Here is a 24263-nt window from a genome sequence, read left to right as displayed (position 1 = left end):
TGCAGGTCGCGGGCGAGCGCCGCTGTCAGCGCATCGCGGCCTGCCGGCGCCAGCAAGGTCACGCTCATCGGCAGCCCGTCGTCGCGCGTGCCTGTCGGTACGGCGATGCCGCACATGTCGAGCAAGTTGACGAAATTGGTGTAGGTGCCGAGGCGGGTGTTGGTCTCGATCGGATCGGCGAGCACAGCGGCGGTTGTGTAATGCGTCGGCGCGGTCGGCACACAGAACAAGTCGACAGAGGCGATGACGGGAGCGAGCTTTGCCCTGTGGGCCTGCAAGGCATAGAGACCGCGGAAAGCGTCCGCCGCCGTAAGCTTGCGCGCGCCGCCGATGATCTTGCGCGTCACCGGATGCAGGGCCGCTTCGTTGGCCTCCATGAAATCGCGGATCGCTGCATAGCGCTCGGCCACCCAAGCGCCCTCGTAGAGAAGGTTGGCGGTGGCGTAAAAATCGCCGAAGGGGATTTCCACCAGCCGGCAGCCGAGCCGCGACAGCGTGGCAAGCGAGGCCTCGAAGCCGGCTTGCATTGCCGCATCGCCGAAGAATTTCAGGTCGGCCTTTGCCGGGATGCCGACGCTCAGCACGGGCGGGCGTACGGCGAGCGGCTGGACAGCGATGTCGCGCGAATATGGATCTGCGGCGTCGCGCGCCGCCGCCACCGAGAACACCCGATAGGCGTCGTCGACGGTCAATGCGAACACCGACACGCAGTCGAGCGTGCGGCAGGCCGGCACGACGCCGGCGGCCGACAGCGCGCCGACCGTCGGCTTCAGCCCGACTATATTGTTGAGGCCGGCGGGGATGCGGCCGGAGCCGGCGGTGTCGGTGCCGAGCGCAAACGAGACGATGCCGCGCGCCGTCGCCACCGCCGACCCGGACGAGGAGCCGCCCGGCACCAGCTCGGCGTCGATGGCGTTGCGCGGGATCGGCCATGGCGTGCGCACGCCGACAAGGCCGGTGGCGAACTGGTCGAGATTGGTTTTGCCGACGACCAGCGCGCCGGCCGCCCTCAGCCGCGCCACCACGGTGGCGTCCCTGTCGGGCCAGTAGGTGTATTCGGCGCAGGCCGCCGTCGTCGGCATGCCGGCGACGTCGATATTGTCCTTGACGGCGAAGGGGACGCCCCAGAGTGGCTGGGCCACCGGGTCGAACGAGCAGAGGGCGGCGGCGGCCGCCAGCAGCGCGGCCTTGTCGGCCAGATGGATGAAGATGCCGGGATCGTCGGCGGCCCTCAGGCGGGCGTACACCGTCTCGATGACTTCGTCTATGCCAATGCCTGCCCGATAGGCGGCGTGCAGGCTGCTTATGTCGAAGCGCAGGTCGCTCATTTGGCCTCCCCCAGAATGATCACCGGCAGGTCCCACTGGATCAGCACGACGCAGCCGTCTTTCGTCCACACCGAATGCTCTGTGCCGACCGGATTGAGCACCACGCTGCCGGTGGCATAGTCGCCATTCTCGTCACTCTGCGTTCCCTCCAGCACGACGATGGTTTCCAGCCCGACATGGCGATGACGCGGCACGCCGGCGCCGGGCCGGTAGCTGAGGACGGCGACCGACGGCTCCACCGGCCCGCCCTTCAGCAGCCAGTGCACACTGATTCCATCTCGGAAAGGCTCGAACGCCAGATCGCGCCAGCCGCCGTCGAGCAGGCCGGCAAAGGCAAGATTAGGCATTGGCAATTCCCTTGAGTACCTGATCGGTGGTCGCTGTCCAGCCGACGATGGCGCCCTGCGCCCTGATCATGGCGATCGCCGCGGCCTTGAACTCGGGGAAATAGCTTTCCGTCGCGTCCTCGGCGAGCAGGCACTCATAGCCACGGTCGTTGGCCTCGCGCATCGTCGTCTGCACGCAAACCTCGGTGGTGACGCCGGCAAAGACCAGCTGCCCTGCGCCAAGCCTCTTAAGATCTTCGTTAAAGGAAGTGGCGTAGAATGCGCCCTTGCCGGGCTTCTTGATGACGATCTCGCCAGGCAGCGGCGCAAGCTCGTCGAGGATCGCCGTGCCCGGCTCGCCGACGATCAGCACGCGGCCCATCGGCCCTACATCGCCGATGCGGATTGTGGGATTGCCGCGATTGCGCTTGGCTGGCGGCAGATCCGAAAGGTCCGGACGATGGCACTCCATCGTGTGGATCACCGGCAGGCCGGCGGCGCGAAATCCCTCGATCAGCCGCTTCACCGTCGGCACGATCGCCACGACCCGGCTGACATCGTTGCCGAGGCTGGCGCCGAAGCCGCCGGGCTCGGCGAAATCGCGCTGCATGTCGATGACGACCAGCACCATGCTCTCACGCTTGAAGGCGAACGGAAACGGCTGCGCTGCGATTTCAGCCATCAATGATGTCCAGCCATATGCGCGCCGATCGTCTGCACGCTCGCCTGCGCGATCGGCGTCTCGTAGACCAGTGCGCCGTCCGACATGACCAGGATACGGTCGGAGAGTTCGAGCAGCTCGTCGAGGTCTTCCGACATCAAAAGCACGGCCGCACCCGCATTGCGCGCCTTCATGATGCGGGCGCGGATTTCGGCCACTGCCGAGAAGTCGAGGCCGAAGCACGGATTGGAGACGATCAGAAGGTCGACTTCGCCGGTGAGTTCGCGGGCGAGCACGGCGCGCTGCACATTGCCGCCCGACAGCGAGGCGATCGGCGAGGATAGCGAGGCGGTCTTGACCTTGAACTGCTCGACCAGGTGGGCACTGAAGGCCTTGATGGCACCGGCACTGATCCAACTCACCGGCTTGCCATTGCCGTCAATATCGAAGGTGCGGAAGGAGATGTTTTCGGCCACGGTCATCTTAGGCGCGCAGGCGTTCTTCAGCGGCTCCTCCGGAATGAGGCGGACGTTGAGCGCACGCGCCTCGGCGCGCGTCGCCGCATAGGCAGTGCCGCGCACCATCACTTCGCCGGCGTCGCGCGGGCGCTGCCCGGCCAGTACTTCGAGGAATTCCTTCTGGCCGTTGCCGGAAATACCGGCGATGCCGACGATCTCGCCGGAGCGCACGCCGAGGTCCTCGATCCGGATCGACTTCAGCCCGGTGCGATCAGGCGCCTTCAGCGCCTTGACCTTGAGTACGATCTCGGCGTCCGGCTTCGGCTCGGCGCGGCTGTCGAGCGCCGCGATCGGCTGGTCGCCGATCATCATCGCCGCCATCTGCCTGTGGTCGAGGTCGACGACGCGGCCGGTCCCGGTGAGCCTGCCCTTGCGCAGCACGCTGACGTCGTCGGCGAACGCCGTCACTTCGTGGAACTTGTGCGAGATCATCAGCACGGTGAGGTCGCCGGCCCTGGTCATGGCGCGCACGAGGCCGAGCACCTCCTGCGCCTCGGCGGGGGTGAGCACCGAAGTCGGCTCGTCCAACACCATGAAGGAGCGGCCGAGATAGAGCTGCTTGACGATCTCCAGCTTCTGCTTCTCGCCAGCGGCAAGCTCGGCCACCTTGACATCGAGGGGAAGCTTGAAAGGCATCCGGTCCATGAACACGGCAAGTTCGTCGCGCTCCTTGCGCCAGTCGATGATGGCAGGCACCTTTTCGCGCGAGATGACCAGGTTTTCCGCGCCGCTCAGCGACGGCACGAGGGTGAAATGCTGGTAGACCATGCCAAGGCCGAGCGCCGAGGCGTCCTGGGGGCTGGCGATTGCCACCTCGCGGCCGTCGACCAGCATCTCGCCGGAGGTCGGATGGTAGAAACCCATCATGCATTTGACCAGCGTCGACTTGCCGGCGCCGTTTTCCCCGAGCAGCGCATGGAATGATCCCGCCGGCACCTTGATCGAAACATCGCCCAGCGCCGTGAAGGCGCCGAAGCGCATGGTCATGCCGATGGTCTCGACACCGACGGCCTTGTGGCCGGTGATCTTGCTCATCCCGGGTTCCTCACGGCAGTTGGGCGACGAATGAGGCCGAGCTCGACACCGCGCCGAAGACGCCGCCCTGCATCTTGATCATCTTGATGGCGGCCAGATGGTTGCCGTAGTCGGTGGCGCCGCAGCAATCCTCCAGCATCACGCATTCGAAGCCGCGGTCGTTGGCCTCGCGCATGGTGGTATGGACGCAGACATCGGTCGTGATGCCGGTAAGCACGATGTTGTCGATGCCGCGCTGGTTGAGGATCAGCTCCAGGTCGGTGGCGCAGAAGGAGCCTTTGCCCGGCTTGTCAATGATCGGCTCGCCCTCGGCCGGATAGAGGTCCGGGATGATGTCCCAGCCCGGCTCGCCGCGCACCAGGATGCGCCCGCAGGGGCCGGGATCGCCGATGCCGGCATTGATGCGACGCGAGCGCCAGCGCTTGTTGGCCGGCAGGTCGGCGAGATCGGGCCGATGGCCTTCACGGGTGTGGATGACCGTGTAGCCCTTGGACCGCATCGCCGACAGCACCGACTTGATCGGCTCGATCGGCGCACGCACTAGCGACAGATCGTAGCCCATATGATCGACATAGCCGCCCGGCCCGCAGAAATCGGTCTGCATGTCGATGATCATCAGCGCCGTGTTGTCTGGACGAAGCTCGCCATTATAGGGCCATGGATAAGGATCGGCGTCGATATAGCGCTGGGTGATACCGGCTCTGGCGTTCATGGCAAAAACTCCGGTCTCATTTGGTGATCGACAGTTCGCCCGGAGCGCCGGCGAGCGAGCGGCTCGGCGACGAGGTGGCGATCATGATGACCAGGGTGAGGATGTAAGGTGCGGCGTAGAAGAGGTAATAGCCTTGCGTGACGCCGACCGACTGCAGCGCCGGCCCGAGCGCCCCGGCACCGCCGAACAGAAGTGCGGCGGCAAAGCAGCCGAGCGGGTTCCAGCGCGCGAAGATGACCAGCGCCACCGCCATCAGCCCTTGTCCAGACGAGATGCGCTCAGTCCAGCTGCCGGGATAATAGAGGGACAGATAGGCGCCGCCGATGCCGGCGAGCGCGCCGCCGACGCCGGTGGCGATCAGGCGCACGGTGTTGGGGTTGAGGCCCATGGCGCGCGCGGCATCGGAACTGTCGCCAACGACGCGCACGATGAGGCCGGCGCGGGTGTTGCGGAAGGCCCACCACAGGAACACCGCAAGAGCGGCGCCGATCAGGAACAGCACGTTGACGTCGAGGGCTGCCTGCACCTGCGGAATGTCGGACCATGCGCCCAAGGGGATGGCCGGCAGGTCGGGCGCCGAGGGCTGGATAAACGGCTTGCCGAAGAAGAAGGCGAGGCCCGAGCCGAACTGCATCAAGGCGATGCCGATGGCGATATCGTTAACCCGAGCGAATTTGCAGATCCAGCCGTGGAAGAGGCCGAAGCACAGGCCGGCGAAGGCCGCGGCGACGAGGCCGAGCCAGGGCGAGCCGGTTATAACGGCCACCGCATAGGCGGCCATGGCGCCGAACACCAGCGTGCCTTCCAACCCGAGGTTGATGCGGCCCGATCGCTCGGTGATGGCTTCGCCGAGCGAGACGAAGATGAAGGGCGTGGAGACGCGGATGGCGCCGCCGAGGATGGCGAGCGGCACGCCCCAGAGGCCGATCCCGCTGGCGTCCATCAGTTGCTCCTCTGCCACAGATCGGGGTTGAAGGCCTTGAAGCGGCCGTAGAAGGTCTCGCTGAACAGGATGACGATGAACAGCATGCCCTGCAGCACCAGCACGGTGGCATCAGGCAGGTCCATGCGGCGCTGGATCAGCCCGCCGGAGGCGTCGATCCCGCCGAGCAGGAAGGCGACCGGGATGATGGCCAGCGGATTGTGGCGGGCGAGGAAGGCGACGAGGATGCCGGTATAGCCGTAGCCGGCAGCAAGCGAGGCGTTGGCGCTGCCCTGCACCGCCGCGACCTCCAGCATGCCGGCAAGACCGGCGAAGCCGCCGGCCAACCCGGTGAAACCGACGATCAGCGAGCCGACGGCAAGCCCCTGCACCTGGGCGGCCCTGACATTGCCGCCGGCGATGCGGGCGGCGAAGCCCCAGCGGGTCTTTTCGATCAGCACCCAGGACACGACGCAGGCGACGACGCCAACGGCAAGGCCCCAATGCACCTCCATGCCCGGCATGTCGCCGATGCGGTAGATATCGGCCAACGGCTGGGTCGAGGGCTTGTTGAGCGACGCTGGGTCGCGCAGCGGCCCTTCGACCAGCTGGTTCATCAGGGCGATGGCGATATAGGCCATCAGCAGGCTCGAAATGGTCTCGTTGACGGCGCGGTAATGGCGGAGCGCGCCGACGGCACCTATCCAGATGCCGCCGGCGGCCATGCCCGCCACGCCCATGACGAGAATGACGATGAAGGAGGGGACGCCGTCGAGCGCCGTGCCTGCAGCCGCGGCGGCGACGCCGCCCAGCACGATGGCGCCCTCGCCGCCGATAACGACGAGGCCGAGCCGCGCCGGTAGCGCCACGCAGAGCGCCGCCAGCAACAGGGGTGCGGCGCGTGACAACGAGTTCTGCATCGAGAACCACGAGCCGAAGCCGCCACGCCACATCGTTTCATAGAGCTGGACCGGCGACTTGCCGACAGCCAGGATGAACAGGCTGAACAGGGCCATGCCGACGACCAGCGCGGCCAGCGGAATGACGAAGGCCTCGGCCCGCCGGGCCATCCATTCCAGCGCTGCCGGATGACTCCTGGCGCCGAACGTCACCGGCATGCCGACTTCTGTCACTATCTCGGCCATCGCCCCGCTCCCCTTCGATCAGGCGGTCGAGCCGACGACCCCGTCGACCAGATAGTCCATGCTTTCGAGTTCGATCGCGTTCTCGAGGAAGGCCTGGCCCGCAGTGGCTACAACAGCACCCTTGTTGCTGTTCAGTGGACCCTTGATGACGGCGAAGCCGCCCTTCATCATTTCGGCCAGCGTGGCGTCGAACTGCTTGCGCGCCGGCTCGCCGACGGCCGGGCCAAGCGGGCTCATCTTGACGAAGCCATCGGCCAGTCCGCCGCGGGTGAAATTGGGCAGCGGGTTGCCGGCGACGAGGTCGTCGACGAACATCTTGTAGACCTTTGCCCAATTCCATTCGGCACCAGTCAGGTATTTCTCGGGCGCCAGTGGGCTCTGGTTGGCGTGGTAGCCGCAGACGAAGGCGCCGCGGCCGGCGGCCGTCTCGACCACGACCTTGGGGCTGTCGACATGACAGGTGATGACATCGACGCCCTGGTCGACCAGTGCGTTGGTGGCCTCCGCCTCCTTGACCGCCAGGGACCATTCGCCGGTGAAGATCACCTGGCAGGTGATGGTCGGGTCGACGGAGCGCGCACCGAGCAGGAAGGAGTTGATGTTGAGCAGCACCTGCGGGATCGGCTTGGCGGCGACAAAGCCGAGCTTCTTGGTCTTCGTGGTGTGGCCGGCGACGACACCGTTCAGGTACTGGCCCACGCCGATATAGCCGAAATAGGATCCGGCATTCTTCGGATGCTTGTCCTTGTTCCACATGCCGCCGCAGTGGCGGAACTGCACGTCGGGGAATTTCGTGCACATGGCCAGCATATGCGGGTCGAAGTAGCCGAAGGAGGTCGGGAAGATCAGCGAGGCGCCGTCGAGGTTGATCATCGATTCCATCGTCTTCTGGACATCGACGGTCTCGGGCACGTTCTCCTCCTCGACAATGGAGAGGCCTTCGATACCCTTCAGCGACGCGGCCCCCTCGGCATGCGCCTGGTTATAGCCATAGTCGTCCTTCGGGCCGACATAGATGAAGCCGACAGTGGCCGAAGCGGCGAAGGCGCGGCCGATGGGAAAAGATGCCGACGCGAGCCCAAGTGCGGCTCCGGCAGCGGAGGTCTTGAGCAACTCGCGGCGGTTAAGCGTGAATTTCGCGGTCATAGTGAATGCTCCCCTGTAAGACCCTTTTCCGGGTCGGTTAACATGCCTTCGAGAAATTGCATGCAATCGCCGTGCCAGTTCCGACGACGAAATTTATCTTATAAAATCAGCATCTACATGAAACACACCTGCTCAGATCAAAGGCAATTGCATGCACTTTTTGCCTTGAAAATAGCCAGTTTGACAGGCAGATTAAAATAGAGGCATAAGCAGGGAATATCGATTCGACGGGCCGCTGAGCCGCCCAACGAGAAGACCAAACGGAGGAAACTTGTCGGGGAAGCGCAGCTTGATCAGGTCCGGTACGACCGTGGATCAGATGGTGAGGGCGATCGGCGACCGGATCGTCACCGGCTTCTTGCGCCCCGGCGAAAAGCTGGACGAGACCTCTCTCGCCGCGCGCTTCGACGTATCACGCACCCCGGTGCGAGAGGCGCTCGGCCAGCTGAGCGCCATGGGCCTGGTCGAAAGGCGGCCCAACCGCGGCGCCATCGTCGCCGTGGTGACGCAGGAGCATCTCGCCTCGATGTTCGAGAGCATGGCCGAACTGGAAGCGATCTGCGCGCGCTTCTCGGCCGAGCGCATGACCAGCAGCGAGCGCCGCGCACTCGAGGTCGAGCACCAGGCCTCGGCGCGGATGGTGCGTCTGGGCGCCGAGGAGGACTACGAGTACTTCAACACGGAGTTCCACAGCAGGCTTTATCGCGGCGCCCACAACGCACATATCTACGAAATGACCGTGATGACGCGCAGTCGGCTGGCGCCGTTCCGCCGAGCCCAGTTCATGCTGCCAGGCCGGCTCGCCAAATCCTGGCAGGAGCACGATGCCATCGTCACCGCGATCATGCGCGGTGACGGAGTTACTGCGGGAAACTCCGCCAAGGATCACGTTTCCATCGTCAGCAAGGCCAGTTCCGTCTTTGCGCTCGGCGAGCAGCCAAAGGGCACAAGTACGACAATGCCGGTTACCGCCGGTTGACGCCCACACGCCTTCATCTCGCTTTCCTCCCTTACGCCGCGCAAGCCTGCCACAAGCTTGTTGAGGCATGGTCTGGCTAAGGAAAACCGACAAAAGGCGGACTTTCTTGGCGATTTCTCCACCCAGCGACATCGTTATGGATGTGGCCCGAGCCGTCGACCCGACGGATATTGAAGCCGCCCGCGCCGCGCTTACAAAGCGAGCCGGTGGTGCTGCTGGCGCATTTTCGGTCGGTGACGCCGCTTCGGTGAATGCCGGCTCGATCCTGTCGCGCGCCACCGCCGACAAGGCCGCCGCTTCAACCGACCCCGCCAAGAAGTTCAAGAAGTTCGAGGCCATGGTGCTGCAGACCTTCATCCAGAACATGCTGCCCAAAGACACCGAAGGCGTCTACGGCAAGGGCCTGGCCGGCGACATGTGGAAATCGCAGCTTGCCGAGCGGGTGGCCGACGTCATGGCCGACCGCGGCGGCATCGGCATCGCCAAGTCGATGCTGGCCGACCACTATGTCGAAGGCAAGCGCATCGTGCCGGTCGGCCCGGTTTCGGGCGGGCCGGAAAAAACCGAGATCGATCAACAGAGCAGCCTGTCGACCTCGCTGGTCCACGAATTGCAGCGCAAGGCGGCGCGGTCAATCACCGGTGGCGAGACCACCATCAGGACAGACATCAAGATTTAAGGCATGCCCGGAAGCGGAACCAGTTTTGGAAAGTCACGCTGAACCAAGCAGATAGTGCGTATCCGAGTTCAATCTAACCAGACCGGGATTTCTCATGGCCGACTTTTCGGAATTCACCGCCAACCTGCCAGCACGCACGACCGTGTCGGAAGCGCCGATCCCGTTCGCGCGGCCTGGCAACCTCGCTGCCATCATCGGCCGCATCGAGGACGTGGTTGAGGAAGAGACGGCCGGCATTCGCAACGCCACCGATTATGATCTCAAGGCATCGAACGCCCGCAAGAGCCGCTACCTCTATGAACTGACCCGCGCCATGAAGGGCGGCAGCGAAGCCGAATTTCTCGAACAGCACCGCGAGGGCCTGACCCGGCTGCGCCATAAGCTGGCGAAGAACGAGGCGGCGATCCTGGCGCACCTCAGCGCGGTCAACGAGGTTGCCAACCTGCTGCGGCACGCCATCCAGCGCGCGGAAACCGACGGCACTTATTCGGCCGGCGAATTCGGCTGGGCAAAGGCATGATGCGGGACACAAGGAACGCATCGGCGACCCTGCTCATGCAGGAGGGCAGCGCCGCGTTGCCATCGCAAGTCAATGACGGGGCCCGATGATCAAGGTCATCGCGATCGCGGTCTGGATCTGCGCCGCGACGCTCGGCGCGGTGTTCTATTCGTTCCAGGCTGCGGGCGAAAAGGGCGTCGGCGAAACGCCGAAGCCGATGCTGGGCGGTCTCGACTACGTCAAGACGGATATCATTTCGGTGCCATTGATCCGCGATTCGCAGATCGGCGGCTATTTCCTGACAAAGCTCGTCTATACGGTCGAACCCGAGCAGATAAAGAAGCTGTCCATTCCGGCGGAAGCGCTGATCACCGACCAGGTCTATTCCTACCTCTATTCCAATCCTCAGATCGACTTCACCAACAAGGCGACGATCGATCTCGATGCCTTCCGCGCCGCGATCCGCGATACCGTCAACACGCGTGTGGGCGCCACTTTGGTGCATGAGGTTCTGATCGATCAGGTCAATTTCCTGTCGAAGGACGAAATCCGTGACAACTGGCTGCGTCGCAAGAAAAGCGAGACGGCCGCGGAAATGACCAAGGCTTTCAAGGAACACTGAGTTGCCCTGCCCACGGGTTCCGATCACATCGGGCCCCACCTGCCGCCAGCGCAGGAACCAGCCACCGGAATCCGCGTTGACGTAAACGTCAACCCAAAGCTATATGCGCCAGCGACCGTGATCGCGAAACCGCGGCATGGGCTTCGGCCGGATCGAAGCGCCGTTGCGAGACAGATGCAACCAGACAAGGAGAACAGCGTGAGCGTTCAGGAGATTGCCGAGAAGATCAAGTCGCGCGTGGCAAGCAGCGGGTTCGATCGTTCCGTGAAATTCGACACCGGCAGCGACGGCGTCATCGTCATCGACGGCGCGACAATTTCAACCACCGACGCGCCCGCCGATTGCACCATCAAGCTTTCGATCGACGACCTGGATTCGCTGATCGCTGGCGACCTGAACCCGACCATGGCCTTCATGACCGGCAAGATAAAGGTCGAAGGCGACATGACCGTCGCCATGGCCCTCAGCCAGTTGATCGGCTGAAGGTATATCTGTCGCAAGCCGCGCCGCGGCTTGCGACAGATATGCATAAGACGAAGCCGATCCGCGCCACTTCCGTCCGCAATTGCGTCATGAAAGGAAGACAGGGCGGCTCAGCGTTTTCCATGAACGATGAAGCGCTCCGGGTCACCATCCTCGAGACGGCATATTCGTTCCACAGGGTTCGGCAATCTTGGCACGAAACCTTCACGCGGCCGGGAACGGCAAGCCGCTCATACCTTTGATTGTGAAATCATCCATTTAGTCTGGCCTCGGCTCCAGAAAGGAGCAAAGCAGCGAGGTCCGGTAATGAATATCCACATCGTTCGAGCAATGGGGCGTGCGCTGCTTGTCGCTGCCCTGGTTTCGGTGACAGCGGCAGCGGCGGCTGACGAGCTTGTCCTGATTTCCTACGAGGCCACACCTTCCGTGGGCTTCGACCTGCCAAATCTGAAGACGGCCGGCTATGCCGATCGGGCTGCCTTTTCAGCGGAGGTGCTTGAGAAGATCGTGCCCAAGGTCGCCGCCGGCATAGGCGTCGATCCTGCGGTGCTTGAGACGGAAGTGACTCCGGGTGGCTACCTCCTCAAGACCAACGCCTCGCTGCAAACCGAGGCGGCGCTTGACGACGCAACCGCCGATCGCCTTGCGGCTGCCTTCGGCTACATTTTCCACCAGCATAGCGTGCTTGTATCGAGGCTGGACGACAACGGCGGGAGCACGGGTTTCGTTACCGTTCGCTTCCCGAAGGATACGCTCGACGCCGGCGTGGCACAGCGTTTCTTCGAAAAGGCCGATGCTGTGGAAAAAGGTCTGGGCGGCGGTTACACCGCCTTTGGTGACGAGCAGATATTTCTCAATGTGGTGGACGGCAGCGGCAAGCCCTACAGCGGCCTGGACAATGCTGCGTTTCTGGATGGTCTCAAGCGCACGGCAGCCTCGTTTGGATCGCCGACGCCCGAAGTCTCGGACTCCGGCACGGCAGCGGCCCGCTTCATCGGCAACGACTGGGACAAGGCTCCCAAGGGTGAGGATTACGCAGCCCGCCTGGGAGGCGCCGGCTCACCGACCGTGACCGGCCTGGATGCCGTCGCGACCGAGTATGCCGAACTGGTTTCAGCCAGCGCGTCGCGCTTCGGCTGGAACCGATAGCTTGCGCCCTGCCGCCCGCAGCGTGCCTTCGACGCCGTCCAGCGTGCCTTCCACCAATTCCAGGGCCAGCAGGCGGTGCCGCTCATAGGGGCCCGGCATGGCAAGCGAACCGGTCCTGGCGGCCGAGAATCCGAAGCGTGCGTAATAGGGCGCATCGCCGACCAGCAGGATCGCGGCATGGCCAAGACGCGCCGCCTCGGCGATGGCGTGGCGCATCAGCGCCGAGCCGATGCCGGCACTCTTGAGCGACGGATCGACGGCGAGCGGGCCAAGCAGCAGCGCTGCCGGGCCGCCCTCGCCCAACCGCACATCCCACAGCCGCACGGTGCCGGCGACGCCGCCCGCCGCATCCCGGGCAACGAAGGCCAGGCCTTCCGAAGGCCGCCGGCCACGCCGCAGCTTCTCCGACGATTTCTTCCGCCGCTTCGGCCCCATGGCCCGATCGAGCAACGCCTCGCGCGCCGCGACATCGGCAGCGGTTTCGGCGACCATCACAAAGGCCGGTGCGTGGCCCACGATTTCAACTGACATTTCCATTTCCGTCATCCCTGGCGAGCGGAGATTGTTCCACAGGCGAGCCCGGGTGGACGACAGACGCCACCTGGGATGATCTGATCGGTCTTTCGAACCGTCAGATCACGTAGGATCGGAGAGGCTCGAAGCCGTTGAAGGCGACCGCCGAGTAGGTGGTCGTGTAGGCACCGGTGCCTTCGATCAGCACCTCGTCGCCGATCGTCAGCGACAGCGGCAACGGGTACGGCGTCTTCTCGTACATCACGTCGGCCGAATCGCAGGTCGGGCCGGCGAGCACGCAAGGTGCGGTCTCCGTGCCGTCATGGCGGGTGACGAGGGGATAGCGGATAGCCTCATCCATCGTCTCGGCAAGGCCGCCGAACTTGCCGATGTCGAGGAATACCCAGCGCACATTGTCGTTGGCGGCCTTCTTCGAGATCAGGACGACTTCCGACTTGATGACGCCGGCGTTGCCGACCATGCCGCGGCCCGGCTCGATGATGGTTTCCGGGATGGCATTGCCGAAATGCTTGCGCAGCGCCGAGAATATCGCCTGGCCATAGGCCTGCGCTGCCGGCACGTCACGCAGATAACGCGTCGGGAAACCACCGCCCATGTTGACCATCTTCAAGACGATGCCTTCCTCGGCGAGCGTCGCGAACACCGCCTTGGCATCGGCCAGCGCGCGGTCCCAGGCGGTCAGGTCGGTCTGCTGCGAGCCGACATGGAACGACACGCCGTAGGCATCGAGGCCGAGCCCCTTGGCATGGCGCAGCACGTCGACGGCCATCGCAGGCACGCAGCCGAATTTGCGCGACAGCGGCCACTCGGCGCCCTCGCCATCGGTCAGCACGCGGCAGAACACGCGGGAACCTGGAGCGACACGGGCGATCTTCTCGACCTCTTCGACGCAGTCGACCGCGAACAGGCGGATGCCGAGCTGGTAGGCGCGTGCGATGTCACGTTCTTTCTTGATGGTGTTGCCGAAGGAGATGCGGTCCGCCGGCGCACCGGCGTCCATCGCCATCTCGACTTCGGCAACGGAAGCGGTGTCGAAAGACGAGCCCATCGCAGTAAGCAGGCGCAGGATCTCCGGCGCCGGGTTTGCTTTCACCGCATAGTAGATTTTCGAATCGGGCAGCGCCTTCTCGAAGGCTCGGAAATTGTCGCGCACGACATCGAGGTCGACGACGAGGCAAGGGCCGGTCGGACGTCGGGTGGCGAGGAAGTCAAGGATGCGCTGGGTGGCCATCGGGGTCTCTCCATCAGCGCCTTTCGGCGCGCAATAAGGCTGCGGGAAGCGGGCTGTTGGCCTCGCGAACACGCGGTGGACAAAGGCGGGACGGAAATCCATGGAACCAGCCGGTGGAGACCCCGGAACCATGAAACGCCGTCTCGCGGCGGTGAACCTTGGCCTTGCCCGGCCTCGGTTCGCTTTGTCTGCCTTGGCTTGGATGGGAAACCCGTCCGCACTGCCGGCAATGAAGGTGTGCCTCTTCAGTAACCCCGGTCTTTGGACAACCGGCAGAACACCAGAAAGGCCCGCACCGTCGTTGCTTCAAGGTGTCCTCGGGCTTGCGGTTGGCCGCTAGACCGACTGGAGGGGTTAGCTCCAGTTACCTTACCGATTTCCCTCACCATTCGAGGATCGGCGGACACCCACAGGCACGTGCGACTTTGGGCAAGCGCGATATAAGATTGAACGATTTCACAATCAATAAAAATCGTATTCCAGGTTGTAAAATTCCTGGCATCGAACAATGCTGCGCCAACCGTATCCGGATAGCGAACGATGACAGGCACGCACGGCCCTCTAAACGCCTTTCTCGACCTTTGCCAGATGCCGGTGGCGCATGCCGAAACTGGCCCTCTGGCCGGCCTGCGGCTGGCCGTCAAGGACATCTACGACGTCGCCGGCTACCGCACTGGCTGCGGCAACTTGCAGAAATTCGCAGACAGCCCCGCCGCCTCGCGCACGGCGCCGGCCGTGCAAGTGATTCTCGATGCCGGGGCGCGCTTCGTCGGCAAGACCCAGACCGACGAGCTTGCGTTCGCGCTGTTCGGCCAGAATGCGCATTTTTCGTTTCCGGTGAACCCGGCCGCGCCCGACCGTGTCACCGGCGGCTCGTCATCGGGATCGGCGGCGGCGGTGGCGGGCAGGCTTGCCGATATCGCCACCGGCTCCGACACCGGCGGCTCGATCCGCGCGCCGGCGAGTTTTTGCGGACTGATCGGGCTGCGCACCACGCATGGCCGCATTTCGCTCGATGGCACGATGAAGCTGGCCCCGAGCTTCGACACGTTCGGCTGGTTCGCCGACGACATCGAGACCTACGAGACCGTTGGCAGGCTGCTGCTCGGCCGCGACCCGCACCAGAACACGCTCAATCGGCCGCTGGCGCTGGACTGGCTGGATGGGATGGTCCACCACCCGGCGCTTGCCGAATATGCCCGAATGAAGGCACTGGCGAGTACGGTGTTCGGCGCGCCGGCGCCGGCAACGACGCGCTTCACCTCATCTCCCGATGAACTCTACTGGTGCTTTCGCCGGCTGCAGGCCAAGGAGGCTTGGGCGGTGCATGGCGAATGGATCACCAGCGGCGAGCGCGACCTCGGTCCGGGCGTCGAAGAGCGCTTCGGCTTCGGCCGTGCCGTCGATGACAAAACAGCCCAGGCCGAGAAGGTGCGCCGACTGACCTTTCGCGGCGAATTGAGCGCCCTACTGGGCAAGGATGGCTTCCTCATCCTGCCGACGGTGCCGGGCCCAGCTCCCTACGTGGACAGCACGCCGGAGCAGTTCCAGGCCTATCGCGAACGGGCGCTTCAACTTCTGTGCCTGGCCGGCCTGTCCGGTTTTCCACAGATCACCCTGCCCATCGGCTCGGTCGCCGGCGCCCCGTTCGGCCTGTCGCTGCTTGGCCCTTCCGGCAGCGACATTGCCCTGATACGGCTCGGCCGGAAACTTCTCGACGCCGCACGAAAGGCCTGACCATGGACACACTGACCCGCATGCGTGCCTTCATCGACGTGGTCGAGGCCGAGGGCTTTTCGGCGGCGGCACGCAAGATCGGCCGTTCCAAGGCCCTTTTGTCGAAATATGTGCGCGAACTGGAGGACGAACTCGGCGCGCTGCTGCTCAACCGCACCACGCGCCAGTTCTCCATGACCGAGGCCGGCCACACCTATTACCGGCGCGCCTCGGAGATCGTGCGCGAGGTCGACAGCCTGGCCGACGCCGTGCGCGAATCTTCCGGCGACGTGCGTGGCCGGATCAAGCTGTCGGCGCCGCGCACCTTCGCCGACGCGCCGGTCGGCCAGTCGCTGATCGATTTCGCCAAGCAGCATCCCGACATCGTGCTCGACGTCCAGCTCGACGACCGCTTCGTCGATTTGGTCGAGGAAGGCTTCGACCTCGCGGTGCGCATCTCGCGGCTCGAGAACTCGTCTCTGATCGCCAGGCGGCTGGCGCCATTTTCTATAAAGCTCTGTGCCTCTCCCGAACTGATCGCCAAGCATGGCATGCCGACGCGGCCGCAGGATCTTAGCCGCATGCCCTGTATCGTCGACACCAATGGTCGCGGATTGAGCAACTGGCCGTTCAAGGGCGACAATGGCGATCCGATGAGCGTTTCGGTGTCGGGTCCCATCGAGGTCAACAGCCCGATGACGGCGCGTGCGGCGACCGTGGCCGGGTTGGGGTTTTCCGTCCTGCCGGATTTTATCGCCGCGCCCGACCTCGAGAGCGGCCGGCTGGTGTCGGTGATGGATGACCGTATCCTGCCGGGCGGCGGAATATTCGCCGTCTACCCGCACCGCCGTTACCTACCCGCCAAGGTTCGCGTTTTCGTCGATTTCCTGGTGCAGTGGTTCAGGACGCGTGAAGCTGCCTGACCCATTCAGTCGAGTCCCGGTCCCAATTTCGCCCCCTTTCTGATAACTCTCGACATCACTCCGAGGCACATGGAATCGCGACTGAGAATGCACCTGAAACGGCACGCAATCATGCTGGCTTCGGCCCTGGCGGCGACCTTTGCCGCCACCGGACCGGCTGAGGTGCACCCGCACGTCTTCGCCGAGGCCCGCCTGGACGTGATCCTCTCCCCGGATCACCAAAGTGTGAAAGCGCTGCGTCATCTCTGGCGCTTCGACGATCTCTTCTCCAGCACGGTGATGATGGAGTTCGACAAGAACTCCGACCTGAAGCTCGACGACAACGAGCTCAAGGAGGTCGCCGACACCGTCCATGCCTCGCTGGCCGAGTTCAATTACTTCCAGCTCGTCACCGTCGATGGCAAGGACGTGGCGATGACGCCACCGCCGCATCTGATGGCCAATTTCGACAACGACCAGTTGATCATCCTGTTCGAGTCCGAGCCGAAAGTGCCGATCAAGCTCAACGGCAAGATAGATATCGGCGTCTACGATCCGACATTCTACACCGCGATCGACTTCACCGACGATTCCAACATCACGGTTGAAGGCCTGCCGTCGAACTGCACCAGCAAGGTGATCCGTCCGGACCCGGACGAGGCCATCAAAGAAAACCAGAAGACCCTCACCGATGCCTTCTTCAACGATCCGACAGGCACCGACATGAGCAAGATCTTCGCCACAAAGCTCGAACTGACCTGTCAGCCAGAAGGATGAAGCCGGTGACGAAACCGTCCCTGCGTTTGGCATTCGGCCTGTTGGCCGCCACTGTCGTCATGATGCATCTCGCCAACTCCGCCCATGCCCAGAGTTCGCTCGGCATCGGCGTCAATGACGGCATCGCGCCCAGCACCGGCCCCTTCGCCCACATACTGATGTGGATCAATCTGCGGCAGCAGGAATTCTATCGCGCGCTGGCAACTGCAATGAAGGCGATGCGCCAGGACGGCAGCAAGATTTGGATACTCGTCGGCCTGTCCTTCGCCTACGGCATCTTCCACGCCGCCGGCCCGGGCCACGGCAAGGCGGTGATCTCGTCCTACATGGTCGCCAACGAAGTGGCGCTACGGCGCGGCATCCTGTTGTCCTTCGTCTCGGCGCTGCTGCAGGGCCTGACGGCGGTCGCGGTGATGGGGGTAGCCTATTTCGTCCTGCGCGGCACCTCCGTGACGATGACGGACGCCGCCTGGTTCATGGAGATCATGAGCTTTGTCTTCGTCACCCTGTTTGGCGCCTGGCTGCTGTGGCGCAAACTCGGCCCTGCCGTCCTGCGCATGTTTGGCAAAGGCCCCGCCTACAGCCTGTCGGCGGCGCACGCCGGCCATTCTCATGGTGGGCATTCGCATGCCGGTCATGCCGGTCACAGCCATTCGGCGCATGCCCATTCGCATGCGCTGCAGGTGCATCACGATCATGACCACATGCACGACCATTCCCACGATCATCACGACCACGGAACGCATGACCATGATCACGCCACCCACGATCATGCCCATCACGATCACGCGGCCGGCGAGGTCTGCGACACCTGTGGCCATTCGCACGCGCCCGACCCGGCGTTGCTGTCGGGCGACCGCTTTGACTGGCGCACCGCCTGGTCGGCGGTGGCGGCGGTCGGCATCCGCCCCTGTTCCGGCGCGCTGATCGTGCTCAGCTTCGCGCTTCTCAACGGACTTTGGCTCGGCGGCCTGCTGTCGGTGCTGGCGATGTCGCTGGGCACTGCCATCACCGTCTCGGCGCTGGCGACACTGGCGGTGACGGCAAAGAACTGGGCGGTGTATTTCGCCGGCGACGGCCGCATGGGCAACCGCATCCACTCGATCGTCGAGATCGGCGGCGCCGCCTTCGTGTTCCTGTTCGGACTGTTGCTTTTGTCGGCGAGCCTAGCGTCAGGCGGATGATATCCCCACCGTAGTGCTGCGGGTTTAACTCGCGATCTTGCCGCCGAGTTCATCCTCGATGTGAGCGCGGATGATCTCGTCAAAACTCTTTTCGGCGACAAAGCCGAGTTCCCTTGACCGCCGCGCCTCGAACCGGGTCGGCCAGCCCTTGACGATCGCCCAGATCGTCTCGTCCGGCTCCTCGCGGATCAGGCTTGCCACCTTCGGTCCGGCGATGCGTTCCAGCGCCTCGATCTGCTCGCCAACGGTGACGGCGACGCCCGGCATCGTCAGATTGCGGCGCGGCCCCACGGCAGCGCCATCGATCTCCGCCGCATGGATCAGGAAATTGACTGCCGAACGCGGGCTGGCGTGGGTGTGCACGACGGAGCGCGGCACCGGCAGGATCGCCTCGCGGCCGCTCAAGGGCTCGCGGATGATGCCAGAAAAGAAGCCTGACGCCGCCTTGTTCGGCTTGCCGGGCCGCACGCAGATGGTCGGCAGCCGGATGCCGATGCCATCGAAGAAGCCGCGCCTGGTATAGTCGGCCAGCAGCGCTTCGCTCATCTGCTTCTGGGTGCCGTAGGAGGTCAGTGGCGTCGGATGGAAGTCGTCCGGAATGACATCCGGGAACGGCGCGCCGAACACCGCGATCGACGAGGTGAAGACGACACGCGGTGCAAAGCCCGCCAGGCGAATGGCATCGAACAGCGCGCGCGTGCCATCGAGATTGACGCGGTAGCCGAGTTCGAAATTCGCCTCCGCCTCGCCGGATACGATACCGGCGAGATGGAAGACGACATCGGGGCGCGATGCGACCAGGCGCTCGGTGGCACCCGCCTCGGCAAGATCGCCGGTGTGGAAGGTGATGCTGACCCTATCCATGCTAGGTGCCTGCGGCGGCACGATATCGTGCAGGTCGAGCGCGGTGATCCTGCCGCCGCGCAGCGTGCCGTCCTTGGCCAGCCGGGCGATGAGCTTGCGGCCGACCATACCCGCGGCGCCGGTGATCAGAATGCGCATGTCGAAAATCCCTTGCCTATTTACCCTGGTTTTTGCGCTGGTTGCGGGCCCGCAGCCAGAACACCGAGAAGAACGCCAGCACGAAGACGATGGCAAAGGCGCCGGCCAGCACGGTCGAAAGGCTGCCGAGCGCCAGCATCATGGTCGGCAGATAGTAGGCGCCGATGCCGAACAGAAGCATGATCCACACCGCTGCGATGGCCGCATTCCTGGTGTCGCGATCCATCATGCCGCGTCCGGGCAGTGGGCGTTCATCAAGCTGGTTTTCAAGGTTTGGAACTCCTGAGGCAGGACCAATCGATCGGTCCTAGTGATGGTGGTCGTGATGCGCAGCCGCTTCATGCCCATGCTCGTGGCTATAGTCGGCGCACTGTCCGAATTCCGGTTCCACGGTGGCATGGCTGATGCCGTGCTCGCTGGCAAGCCGCTTCTTGACGGCGCTGACCGCCTGGTGCGCGTCGACGCCCTCGTCGAGACAGGCATGCAGCGTCGCCATGTTGCTGGTTCCGTCGAGCGACCAGACATGCATGTGATGCACTTCGCGGACGCCGGGGACCGTCGCTTCGATGTCCATGGCGATGAGATCGCGGTCGAGGCTGGGCGGCACCCCCTCGAGCAGGACATGGGCGGCTGCGCGCATCAGCGACCATGCCGTATACAGGATCAGCAGCGAGACCAGGACCGACAGGATCGGGTCTATCGGCGTCCAGCCGGTCGCCAGGATGACCAACGCGGCCGCGATGGCGGCGGCTGAGCCGAGCAGGTCGCCCAGCACATGCAGGATGGCGCCGCGCATGTTCAGGTTCTCGTGATCGCCGCCATGCAGCACCAGGAAGGACCCGATATTGACCAGCAGCCCGAGGGTCGCCACCACCAGCATCGGTCCGCCAAGCACCGGTGCCGGCGCCTGCAGCCGCCTCCAAGCCTCGTAGACGATCCAAAGCGCGATGACGAAGATGGCGATGCCGTTGGTATAGGCCACCAGCGTCTTGACCCGGCCGAAGCCATAGGTGAGGCGCACGGTCGCCGGACGCCCCGCAAGATGAAACGCATACCAGGCAAGGCCGAGCGCGATCGAATCGGCGAGCATGTGGCCGGCATCGGCCAACAATGCCAGTGAGCCGGTAAGGATGCCGCCGAGCGCTTCGGCGACCATGAAGCCGCCAGTCAGGCAGGCCGCGGTAAGCACGCGTTTCTTGTCGGTCGAGCCAGGCACATGACCGGGCGCATGATCGTGCCCAATGTGATCGTGCCCGCTGTGATCGTGGATGTGGGCCAATGGCAACTCCCGTTACGCGCCTGATCTCACGCACCGAACTGCACGCGAAAATCCTCAAGCCGTCGCTTCTGCTGGCCGTCGCCATCGAAATTGGCCGGATCGAGCCACGCTTCATAGGCCTTGCGCAAGGCCGGCCACTCCTTGTCGATGATCGAATACCATGCCGTATCGCGGTTTTCACCCTTGACGATGAGATGCTGGCGGAAAATGCCTTCAAACTTGAAGCCGAACCGTTCTGCCGCCCGCTTAGATGGCTCGTTGTGGTTGTTGCATTTCCATTCGTAGCGGCGATAGCCAAGCTCGTCGAAGATGTATTTCATGAACAGGAACTGCGCTTCGGTCGCTCCCGGCTTGCGCGAGATGAGTGGCCCCCAGTAGATGTTGCCGATTTCGATGACGCCGTAGGCTGGATCGATGCGCATCAGCGTCTGGCGTCCGGCGACCTTGTCGCTGGCCTTGTCGATAACCGCGAAGAACAGCGGATCTTCACTGGCCTCCACCTTGTCCAGCCATGGCTGGAAGGCGGCACGGGTCTCCGGCGGATAGTCGGGCAGCCAGGCGAAGCGCCCATCGACATCGGATACGGACGACGCTTCATAGAGACCGTCGCCGTGTTTTGCAGCGCTCAGCGGTTCAAGCCGGACATACCGGCCGTCGATGGCCTTTCGTTCGGGCCGCGGGCGCGGTTGCCAGTCTTTGAGATTTTCCGACACCGAAAGCTCCAATCCGTTTGACTTTTGCGGCCTGAGGCTCACAAAAACGCGACCCAACAGTAAGAACCACACGGACGGGAAAAATGCTCCACACGATTTCGGCCTTCGACCGTCTCGGCGAGGAAAACGCCTTTGCCGTGCTCGCGAGGGCCACAGCACTGGCCCAACAAGGCCGCGACATCGTCAATCTCGGCATCGGCCAGCCCGACTTCAAGACGCCGCAGCACATCGTCGAGGCGGCGATCAAGGCGCTGCGCGACGGCCATCACGGCTACACGCCGGCCAATGGCCTTTTGGCGACGCGCGAGGCGGTGGTGCGGCGCACGCTGACCACCACCGGCGTAGAGGTGTCGCCCGAAGCGGTGATGATCCTGCCCGGCGGCAAGCCGACCATGTTCGCCGCGATCCTGATGTTCGGCGAGCCTGGCGCCGAGATCCTCTATCCCGATCCCGGCTTTCCGATCTATCGCTCTATGATCGAGTTCACCGGCGCGGCACCTATTCCAGTGCCGATGCGCGAGGAAAACGGCTTTGCCTTCTCCGCAGAGGAAACGCTGGCGCTGATCACCTCCAAGACCAGGCTGTTGATCCTCAATTCGCCCGCGAATCCGACCGGCGGCGTCACGCCGCGCGCCGAGATCGAGAAACTGGTCAAGGGTCTGGAGGCACATCCCCAGGTTGCCATCCTCTCCGACGAGATCTACGACGTCATGACCTATGACGGCGAGACGCATTGCTCGCTGCTTGGCTTCCCCGGGATCCGCGATCGGCTGATCGTGCTCAATGGCTGGTCGAAGACCTGGGCGATGACAGGCTGGCGCATGGGCTGGTCGATCTGGCCGAATGGCGACAAGGGCGCTCACCTCTACGACAAGGTGCGCAAGCTAGCGGTCAATTGCTGGTCCTGCGTCAACGCGCCGAGCCAGTTTGCCGGCATCGCGGCCATCGACGGCCCGCAGGACGACGTCGACAAGATGATGCGCGCCTTCGACCGCCGCAGGAAGATCGTGGTTGACGGATTGAACGCCCTGCCTGACATATCCTGCATCACGCCCAAGGGAGCGTTCTACGCCTTCCCCAACGTCTCGAAGACCGGCTGGAAAGCAAAGAAGCTTGCTTCGGCCCTGCTCGACGAGGCCGGCGTGGCATTGATTGGCGGCCCCGATTTCGGCATTCTCGGCGAAGGCTATATCAGGCTCTCCTACGCCAACTCCGAGGAGAACATCTTGCGGGCACTGGAGCGGATCGGAGCGTTCCTGGCCAAGTGAGGCTGTCGGGCCTTGCGACCGGCGCTGGATGTTTGCAATCACGACAGAAGGTGACTCGATGTTTTACGCCATCCTCGCCTACCATGTGGAAGGAGCCATCACCGCGCTGACGCCGGAGCAGGACGCGGCATTGATGGCCGACCTGCTCGAAATCAACGATCGGCTTTACCGGGAAGGCAATCTTGGCCCATCGGCGCGGCTTGGGGCGACCCAGTCGGCCTGCACCTTGCGTGGACCGGGCGATGGAACCATTTTTGACGGGCCGTTCGCCGAGACGAAGGAACAGCTTCTCGGTCTCTATGTGGTCGACTGCGGGACACGTGACGATGCGATCGTTATCGCCCGCGACCTGCGCCGCGTTAATCCGACCGCCGTCTACGAAATCCGTCCAATCGCGCTCTACCTGCCGGGCGTGCCATTGGCCGGGAAATAACTACCCACGCCCGACGAACGGCATCTTGGTCGCCATCACCGTCATGAACAGCACATTGGCGTCGAGCGGCAGGCTGGCCATGTGGACAACGGCGTCGGCAACGTGCTGAACGTCCATCACCGCTTCGGCAGCGATAGAGCCGTTGGCCTGTGGCACGCCGACCGTCATCGGCTGCGCCATGTCGGTCAGTGCGTTGCCGATGTCGATCTGGCCGCAGGCAATGTCGTAGGGCCTTCCGTCGAGCGCCAGCGTCTTGGTCAGCCCGGTGATGGCATGCTTGGTCGCGGTATAAGGCACGGAGCCCGGGCGCGGCGCGTAGGCCGACACCGAGCCATTGTTGATGATGCGGCCGCCCATCGGCCGCTGCTTGCGCATGGCGCCAAAGGCGGCGCGAGCGCACAAGAATGAACCGGTGAGATTGACGCCGACGATATCGTTCCACACCTCGACCGGGATCTCGTCGATGGGCGTCGATTTGTAGCCCATGCCGGCATTGTTGAAGAGCAGGTCGACGCGGCCGAAGGCCGCCGCCACCGTCTCGAACAGATCGTCGACCTCGCCGGCCTTGCTGATATCGCAGGCAACCGCCAATGCCTTGGCATCGGTGCGGCCAGCCTCGGCGACCGCGGCATCCAGCACCGGCTTGCGGCGCCCGCAAAACACCGTGTTCCAGCCGGCCTTGAGCAGCGCCGTAGCGACGCTCTTGCCGATGCCGGTGCCGGCGCCGGTGACGATGGCGGTTCTTTTTACGGTCATGGCTATTGTCCTCCGAAGCGACGCGCGCGCGCGCTATTTTCCGGGTTTGCGCACGAAGCAAAGGGATCGCAAATGACGGCGGCGATGGCAAGCCGAAGCACAAAGCATGATCCGAAAATTGGGATCCGATTTTGCTCGAGATCATGCTCGGGCGAGCAGATCGTGCCGACAAAAAGGGCGGTCATTGGCGACCGCCCTGATCTGGACCGGGCTTGGGAGGAGGAAAGCCGATCCAACTGGTTAGAATGATGCGCTTGCTGGGTT

28 protein-coding genes are annotated in these 24263 nt (G+C 63.9%); 12 read left to right on the top strand and 16 right to left on the bottom strand.

From position 1 onward, the window contains the following. The 8 genes from atzF to X744_RS154540 all read right to left on the bottom strand — a co-directional run. The coding region (gene atzF, locus X744_RS154505; protein ID WP_023759785.1) for an allophanate hydrolase at nt 1-1328 on the bottom strand (1328 nt) is incomplete at its 3' end. After that, nucleotides 1325-1675 (bottom strand): cupin domain-containing protein, encoded by a 351-nt coding sequence (locus tag X744_RS154510; RefSeq protein WP_023759784.1) that lies wholly within the window; start codon nt 1673-1675, stop codon nt 1325-1327. The genes atzF and X744_RS154510, both read right to left, overlap by 4 nt. Beyond that, entirely contained in the window at nt 1668-2336 is a 669-nt protein-coding gene (locus tag X744_RS154515; protein WP_023759783.1) for an isochorismatase family cysteine hydrolase, read from the bottom strand. Before X744_RS154515 ends, X744_RS154510 begins: the two co-directional genes overlap by 8 nt. Continuing rightward, on the bottom strand, nt 2336-3868 hold the full coding sequence (locus tag X744_RS154520; RefSeq protein ID WP_031260329.1) for an ABC transporter ATP-binding protein: 1533 nt from the start codon (nt 3866-3868) through the stop codon (nt 2336-2338). The genes X744_RS154515 and X744_RS154520 overlap by 1 nt, the downstream gene beginning before the upstream one ends. 10 nt (nt 3869-3878) lie before the next feature. Continuing rightward, nucleotides 3879-4580, bottom strand: coding sequence for an isochorismatase family cysteine hydrolase (locus X744_RS154525; protein ID WP_023759781.1), 702 nt, complete (start codon nt 4578-4580; stop codon nt 3879-3881). Nucleotides 4581-4596: 16 nt separating this feature from the next. After that, nucleotides 4597-5523, bottom strand: a complete 927-nt coding sequence (locus X744_RS154530) for an ABC transporter permease (protein WP_023759780.1) — start codon at nt 5521-5523, stop codon at nt 4597-4599. Then, a complete protein-coding gene (locus X744_RS154535) occupies nt 5523-6620 on the bottom strand; it encodes an ABC transporter permease (RefSeq protein ID WP_050589536.1) in 1098 nt (365 codons plus the stop codon). Before X744_RS154535 ends, X744_RS154530 begins: the two co-directional genes overlap by 1 nt. Before the next feature lie 45 nt (nt 6621-6665). Next, nucleotides 6666-7793, bottom strand: coding sequence for a BMP family ABC transporter substrate-binding protein (locus tag X744_RS154540; RefSeq protein WP_023759778.1), 1128 nt, complete (start codon nt 7791-7793; stop codon nt 6666-6668). A 289-nt stretch (nt 7794-8082) separates the two neighbouring features. Between X744_RS154540 and X744_RS154545 the strand changes: the two genes are divergently transcribed. From X744_RS154545 to X744_RS154570, 6 genes are all read left to right on the top strand, one after another. Continuing rightward, entirely contained in the window at nt 8083-8772 is a 690-nt protein-coding gene (locus X744_RS154545; protein ID WP_031260325.1) for a GntR family transcriptional regulator, read from the top strand. 67 nt (nt 8773-8839) lie between these two features. Further along, on the top strand, nt 8840-9451 hold the full coding sequence (locus X744_RS154550; RefSeq protein ID WP_031260324.1) for a rod-binding protein: 612 nt from the start codon (nt 8840-8842) through the stop codon (nt 9449-9451). Between the two features lie 94 nt (nt 9452-9545). After that, nucleotides 9546-9971 carry a hypothetical protein gene (locus X744_RS154555; protein ID WP_023759775.1) on the top strand — a complete coding sequence of 142 codons (426 nt, stop codon included), beginning with the start codon at nt 9546-9548 and terminating at the stop codon, nt 9969-9971. An 85-nt stretch (nt 9972-10056) separates the two neighbouring features. Then, on the top strand, nt 10057-10572 hold the full coding sequence (locus X744_RS154560; protein WP_023759774.1) for a hypothetical protein: 516 nt from the start codon (nt 10057-10059) through the stop codon (nt 10570-10572). Nucleotides 10573-10770: 198 nt separating this feature from the next. Continuing rightward, a complete protein-coding gene (locus X744_RS154565; RefSeq protein ID WP_023759773.1) occupies nt 10771-11055 on the top strand; it encodes an SCP2 sterol-binding domain-containing protein in 285 nt (94 codons plus the stop codon). Between the two features lie 306 nt (nt 11056-11361). Then, nucleotides 11362-12204 carry a hypothetical protein gene (locus X744_RS154570; protein WP_245266645.1) on the top strand — a complete coding sequence of 281 codons (843 nt, stop codon included), beginning with the start codon at nt 11362-11364 and terminating at the stop codon, nt 12202-12204. On the opposite strand, the gene X744_RS154575 is transcribed toward X744_RS154570, so the two are convergent. Beyond that, a complete protein-coding gene (locus X744_RS154575) occupies nt 12169-12741 on the bottom strand; it encodes an N-acetyltransferase (RefSeq protein ID WP_023759771.1) in 573 nt (190 codons plus the stop codon). The two genes, X744_RS154570 and X744_RS154575, sit on opposite strands and share 36 nt — an antisense overlap. Nucleotides 12742-12835: 94 nt before the next feature. Further along, complete coding sequence (gene odc2, locus X744_RS154580) at nt 12836-13969, bottom strand: ornithine/lysine decarboxylase (RefSeq protein ID WP_023759770.1); 1134 nt, start codon at nt 13967-13969, stop codon at nt 12836-12838. Nucleotides 13970-14509: 540 nt separating this feature from the next. Here odc2 and X744_RS154585 point away from each other — a divergent pair. From X744_RS154585 to X744_RS154600, 4 genes are all read left to right on the top strand, one after another. Further along, nucleotides 14510-15706 carry an amidase gene (locus X744_RS154585; RefSeq protein WP_023759769.1) on the top strand — a complete coding sequence of 399 codons (1197 nt, stop codon included), beginning with the start codon at nt 14510-14512 and terminating at the stop codon, nt 15704-15706. A gap of 2 nt (nt 15707-15708) precedes the next feature. After that, on the top strand, nt 15709-16608 hold the full coding sequence (locus X744_RS154590) for a LysR family transcriptional regulator (protein ID WP_023759768.1): 900 nt from the start codon (nt 15709-15711) through the stop codon (nt 16606-16608). A gap of 87 nt (nt 16609-16695) precedes the next feature. Continuing rightward, nucleotides 16696-17364 (top strand): DUF1007 family protein, encoded by a 669-nt coding sequence (locus tag X744_RS154595; RefSeq protein WP_023759767.1) that lies wholly within the window; start codon nt 16696-16698, stop codon nt 17362-17364. Then, a complete protein-coding gene (locus X744_RS154600) occupies nt 17361-18548 on the top strand; it encodes a nickel/cobalt transporter (RefSeq protein ID WP_023759766.1) in 1188 nt (395 codons plus the stop codon). The genes X744_RS154595 and X744_RS154600 overlap by 4 nt, the downstream gene beginning before the upstream one ends. A gap of 24 nt (nt 18549-18572) precedes the next feature. Here X744_RS154600 and denD read toward each other — a convergent pair whose 3' ends face one another. The 4 genes from denD to X744_RS154620 all read right to left on the bottom strand — a co-directional run bounded on the left by denD (nt 18573) and on the right by X744_RS154620 (nt 21542). Next, on the bottom strand, nt 18573-19550 hold the full coding sequence (denD, locus tag X744_RS154605) for a D-erythronate dehydrogenase (RefSeq protein WP_023759765.1): 978 nt from the start codon (nt 19548-19550) through the stop codon (nt 18573-18575). A 16-nt stretch (nt 19551-19566) separates the two neighbouring features. Further along, nucleotides 19567-19779: a hypothetical protein gene (locus X744_RS154610; protein ID WP_023759764.1), complete on the bottom strand. Its 213-nt coding sequence runs from the start codon at nt 19777-19779 to the stop codon at nt 19567-19569. 78 nt (nt 19780-19857) lie between these two features. Beyond that, nucleotides 19858-20829: a cation diffusion facilitator family transporter gene (locus tag X744_RS154615; protein WP_023759763.1), complete on the bottom strand. Its 972-nt coding sequence runs from the start codon at nt 20827-20829 to the stop codon at nt 19858-19860. A 26-nt stretch (nt 20830-20855) separates the two neighbouring features. Next, nucleotides 20856-21542 (bottom strand): GNAT family protein, encoded by a 687-nt coding sequence (locus X744_RS154620; RefSeq protein ID WP_023759762.1) that lies wholly within the window; start codon nt 21540-21542, stop codon nt 20856-20858. Nucleotides 21543-21625: 83 nt separating this feature from the next. Here X744_RS154620 and X744_RS154625 point away from each other — a divergent pair, with 83 nt between their 5' ends. After that, a complete protein-coding gene (locus X744_RS154625) occupies nt 21626-22810 on the top strand; it encodes a pyridoxal phosphate-dependent aminotransferase (RefSeq protein ID WP_023759761.1) in 1185 nt (394 codons plus the stop codon). Nucleotides 22811-22868: 58 nt separating this feature from the next. After that, a complete protein-coding gene (locus tag X744_RS154630) occupies nt 22869-23243 on the top strand; it encodes a YciI family protein (RefSeq protein ID WP_023759760.1) in 375 nt (124 codons plus the stop codon). Here the strand turns inward: X744_RS154630 and X744_RS154635 are convergent, their stop codons facing one another. Continuing rightward, nucleotides 23244-23999, bottom strand: coding sequence for an SDR family oxidoreductase (locus tag X744_RS154635; RefSeq protein ID WP_023759759.1), 756 nt, complete (start codon nt 23997-23999; stop codon nt 23244-23246). 2 nt (nt 24000-24001) lie between these two features. After that, nucleotides 24002-24184, bottom strand: coding sequence for a hypothetical protein (locus tag X744_RS1000000174805; RefSeq protein WP_031260322.1), 183 nt, complete (start codon nt 24182-24184; stop codon nt 24002-24004). Nucleotides 24185-24263: the final 79 nt, after the last annotated feature.

It is taken from the genome of Mesorhizobium sp. LNHC252B00 (assembly GCF_000502955.1).
In the GTDB taxonomy this organism is placed as follows: domain Bacteria; phylum Pseudomonadota; class Alphaproteobacteria; order Rhizobiales; family Rhizobiaceae; genus Mesorhizobium.
This window is presented reverse-complemented; position numbering and strand designations above follow the sequence as displayed.

Excerpts from the sequence above, each read along its gene's own strand:
- X744_RS154510 (WP_023759784.1), bottom strand. The coding sequence starts at position 1,675 with ATGCCTAATCTTGCCTTTGCCGGCCTGCTCGACGGCGGCTGGCGCGAT.
- X744_RS154515 (WP_023759783.1), bottom strand. The coding sequence starts at position 2,336 with ATGGCTGAAATCGCAGCGCAGCCGTTTCCGTTCGCCTTCAAGCGTGAG.
- X744_RS154520 (WP_031260329.1), bottom strand. The coding sequence starts at position 3,868 with ATGAGCAAGATCACCGGCCACAAGGCCGTCGGTGTCGAGACCATCGGC.
- X744_RS154525 (WP_023759781.1), bottom strand. The coding sequence starts at position 4,580 with ATGAACGCCAGAGCCGGTATCACCCAGCGCTATATCGACGCCGATCCT.
- X744_RS154530 (WP_023759780.1), bottom strand. The coding sequence starts at position 5,523 with ATGGACGCCAGCGGGATCGGCCTCTGGGGCGTGCCGCTCGCCATCCTC.
- X744_RS154535 (WP_050589536.1), bottom strand. The coding sequence starts at position 6,620 with ATGCCGGTGACGTTCGGCGCCAGGAGTCATCCGGCAGCGCTGGAATGG.
- X744_RS154540 (WP_023759778.1), bottom strand. The coding sequence starts at position 7,793 with ATGACCGCGAAATTCACGCTTAACCGCCGCGAGTTGCTCAAGACCTCC.
- X744_RS154550 (WP_031260324.1), top strand. The coding sequence starts at position 8,840 with ATGGTCTGGCTAAGGAAAACCGACAAAAGGCGGACTTTCTTGGCGATT.
- X744_RS154555 (WP_023759775.1), top strand. The coding sequence starts at position 9,546 with ATGGCCGACTTTTCGGAATTCACCGCCAACCTGCCAGCACGCACGACC.
- X744_RS154560 (WP_023759774.1), top strand. The coding sequence starts at position 10,057 with ATGATCAAGGTCATCGCGATCGCGGTCTGGATCTGCGCCGCGACGCTC.
- X744_RS154570 (WP_245266645.1), top strand. The coding sequence starts at position 11,362 with ATGAATATCCACATCGTTCGAGCAATGGGGCGTGCGCTGCTTGTCGCT.
- X744_RS154575 (WP_023759771.1), bottom strand. The coding sequence starts at position 12,741 with ATGGAAATGTCAGTTGAAATCGTGGGCCACGCACCGGCCTTTGTGATG.
- odc2 (WP_023759770.1), bottom strand. The coding sequence starts at position 13,969 with ATGGCCACCCAGCGCATCCTTGACTTCCTCGCCACCCGACGTCCGACC.
- X744_RS154585 (WP_023759769.1), top strand. The coding sequence starts at position 14,510 with ATGACAGGCACGCACGGCCCTCTAAACGCCTTTCTCGACCTTTGCCAG.
- X744_RS154590 (WP_023759768.1), top strand. The coding sequence starts at position 15,709 with ATGGACACACTGACCCGCATGCGTGCCTTCATCGACGTGGTCGAGGCC.
- X744_RS154595 (WP_023759767.1), top strand. The coding sequence starts at position 16,696 with ATGCACCTGAAACGGCACGCAATCATGCTGGCTTCGGCCCTGGCGGCG.
- X744_RS154600 (WP_023759766.1), top strand. The coding sequence starts at position 17,361 with ATGAAGCCGGTGACGAAACCGTCCCTGCGTTTGGCATTCGGCCTGTTG.
- denD (WP_023759765.1), bottom strand. The coding sequence starts at position 19,550 with ATGCGCATTCTGATCACCGGCGCCGCGGGTATGGTCGGCCGCAAGCTC.
- X744_RS154610 (WP_023759764.1), bottom strand. The coding sequence starts at position 19,779 with ATGATGGATCGCGACACCAGGAATGCGGCCATCGCAGCGGTGTGGATC.
- X744_RS154625 (WP_023759761.1), top strand. The coding sequence starts at position 21,626 with ATGCTCCACACGATTTCGGCCTTCGACCGTCTCGGCGAGGAAAACGCC.
- X744_RS154630 (WP_023759760.1), top strand. The coding sequence starts at position 22,869 with ATGTTTTACGCCATCCTCGCCTACCATGTGGAAGGAGCCATCACCGCG.
- X744_RS154635 (WP_023759759.1), bottom strand. The coding sequence starts at position 23,999 with ATGACCGTAAAAAGAACCGCCATCGTCACCGGCGCCGGCACCGGCATC.
- X744_RS1000000174805 (WP_031260322.1), bottom strand. The coding sequence starts at position 24,184 with ATGACCGCCCTTTTTGTCGGCACGATCTGCTCGCCCGAGCATGATCTC.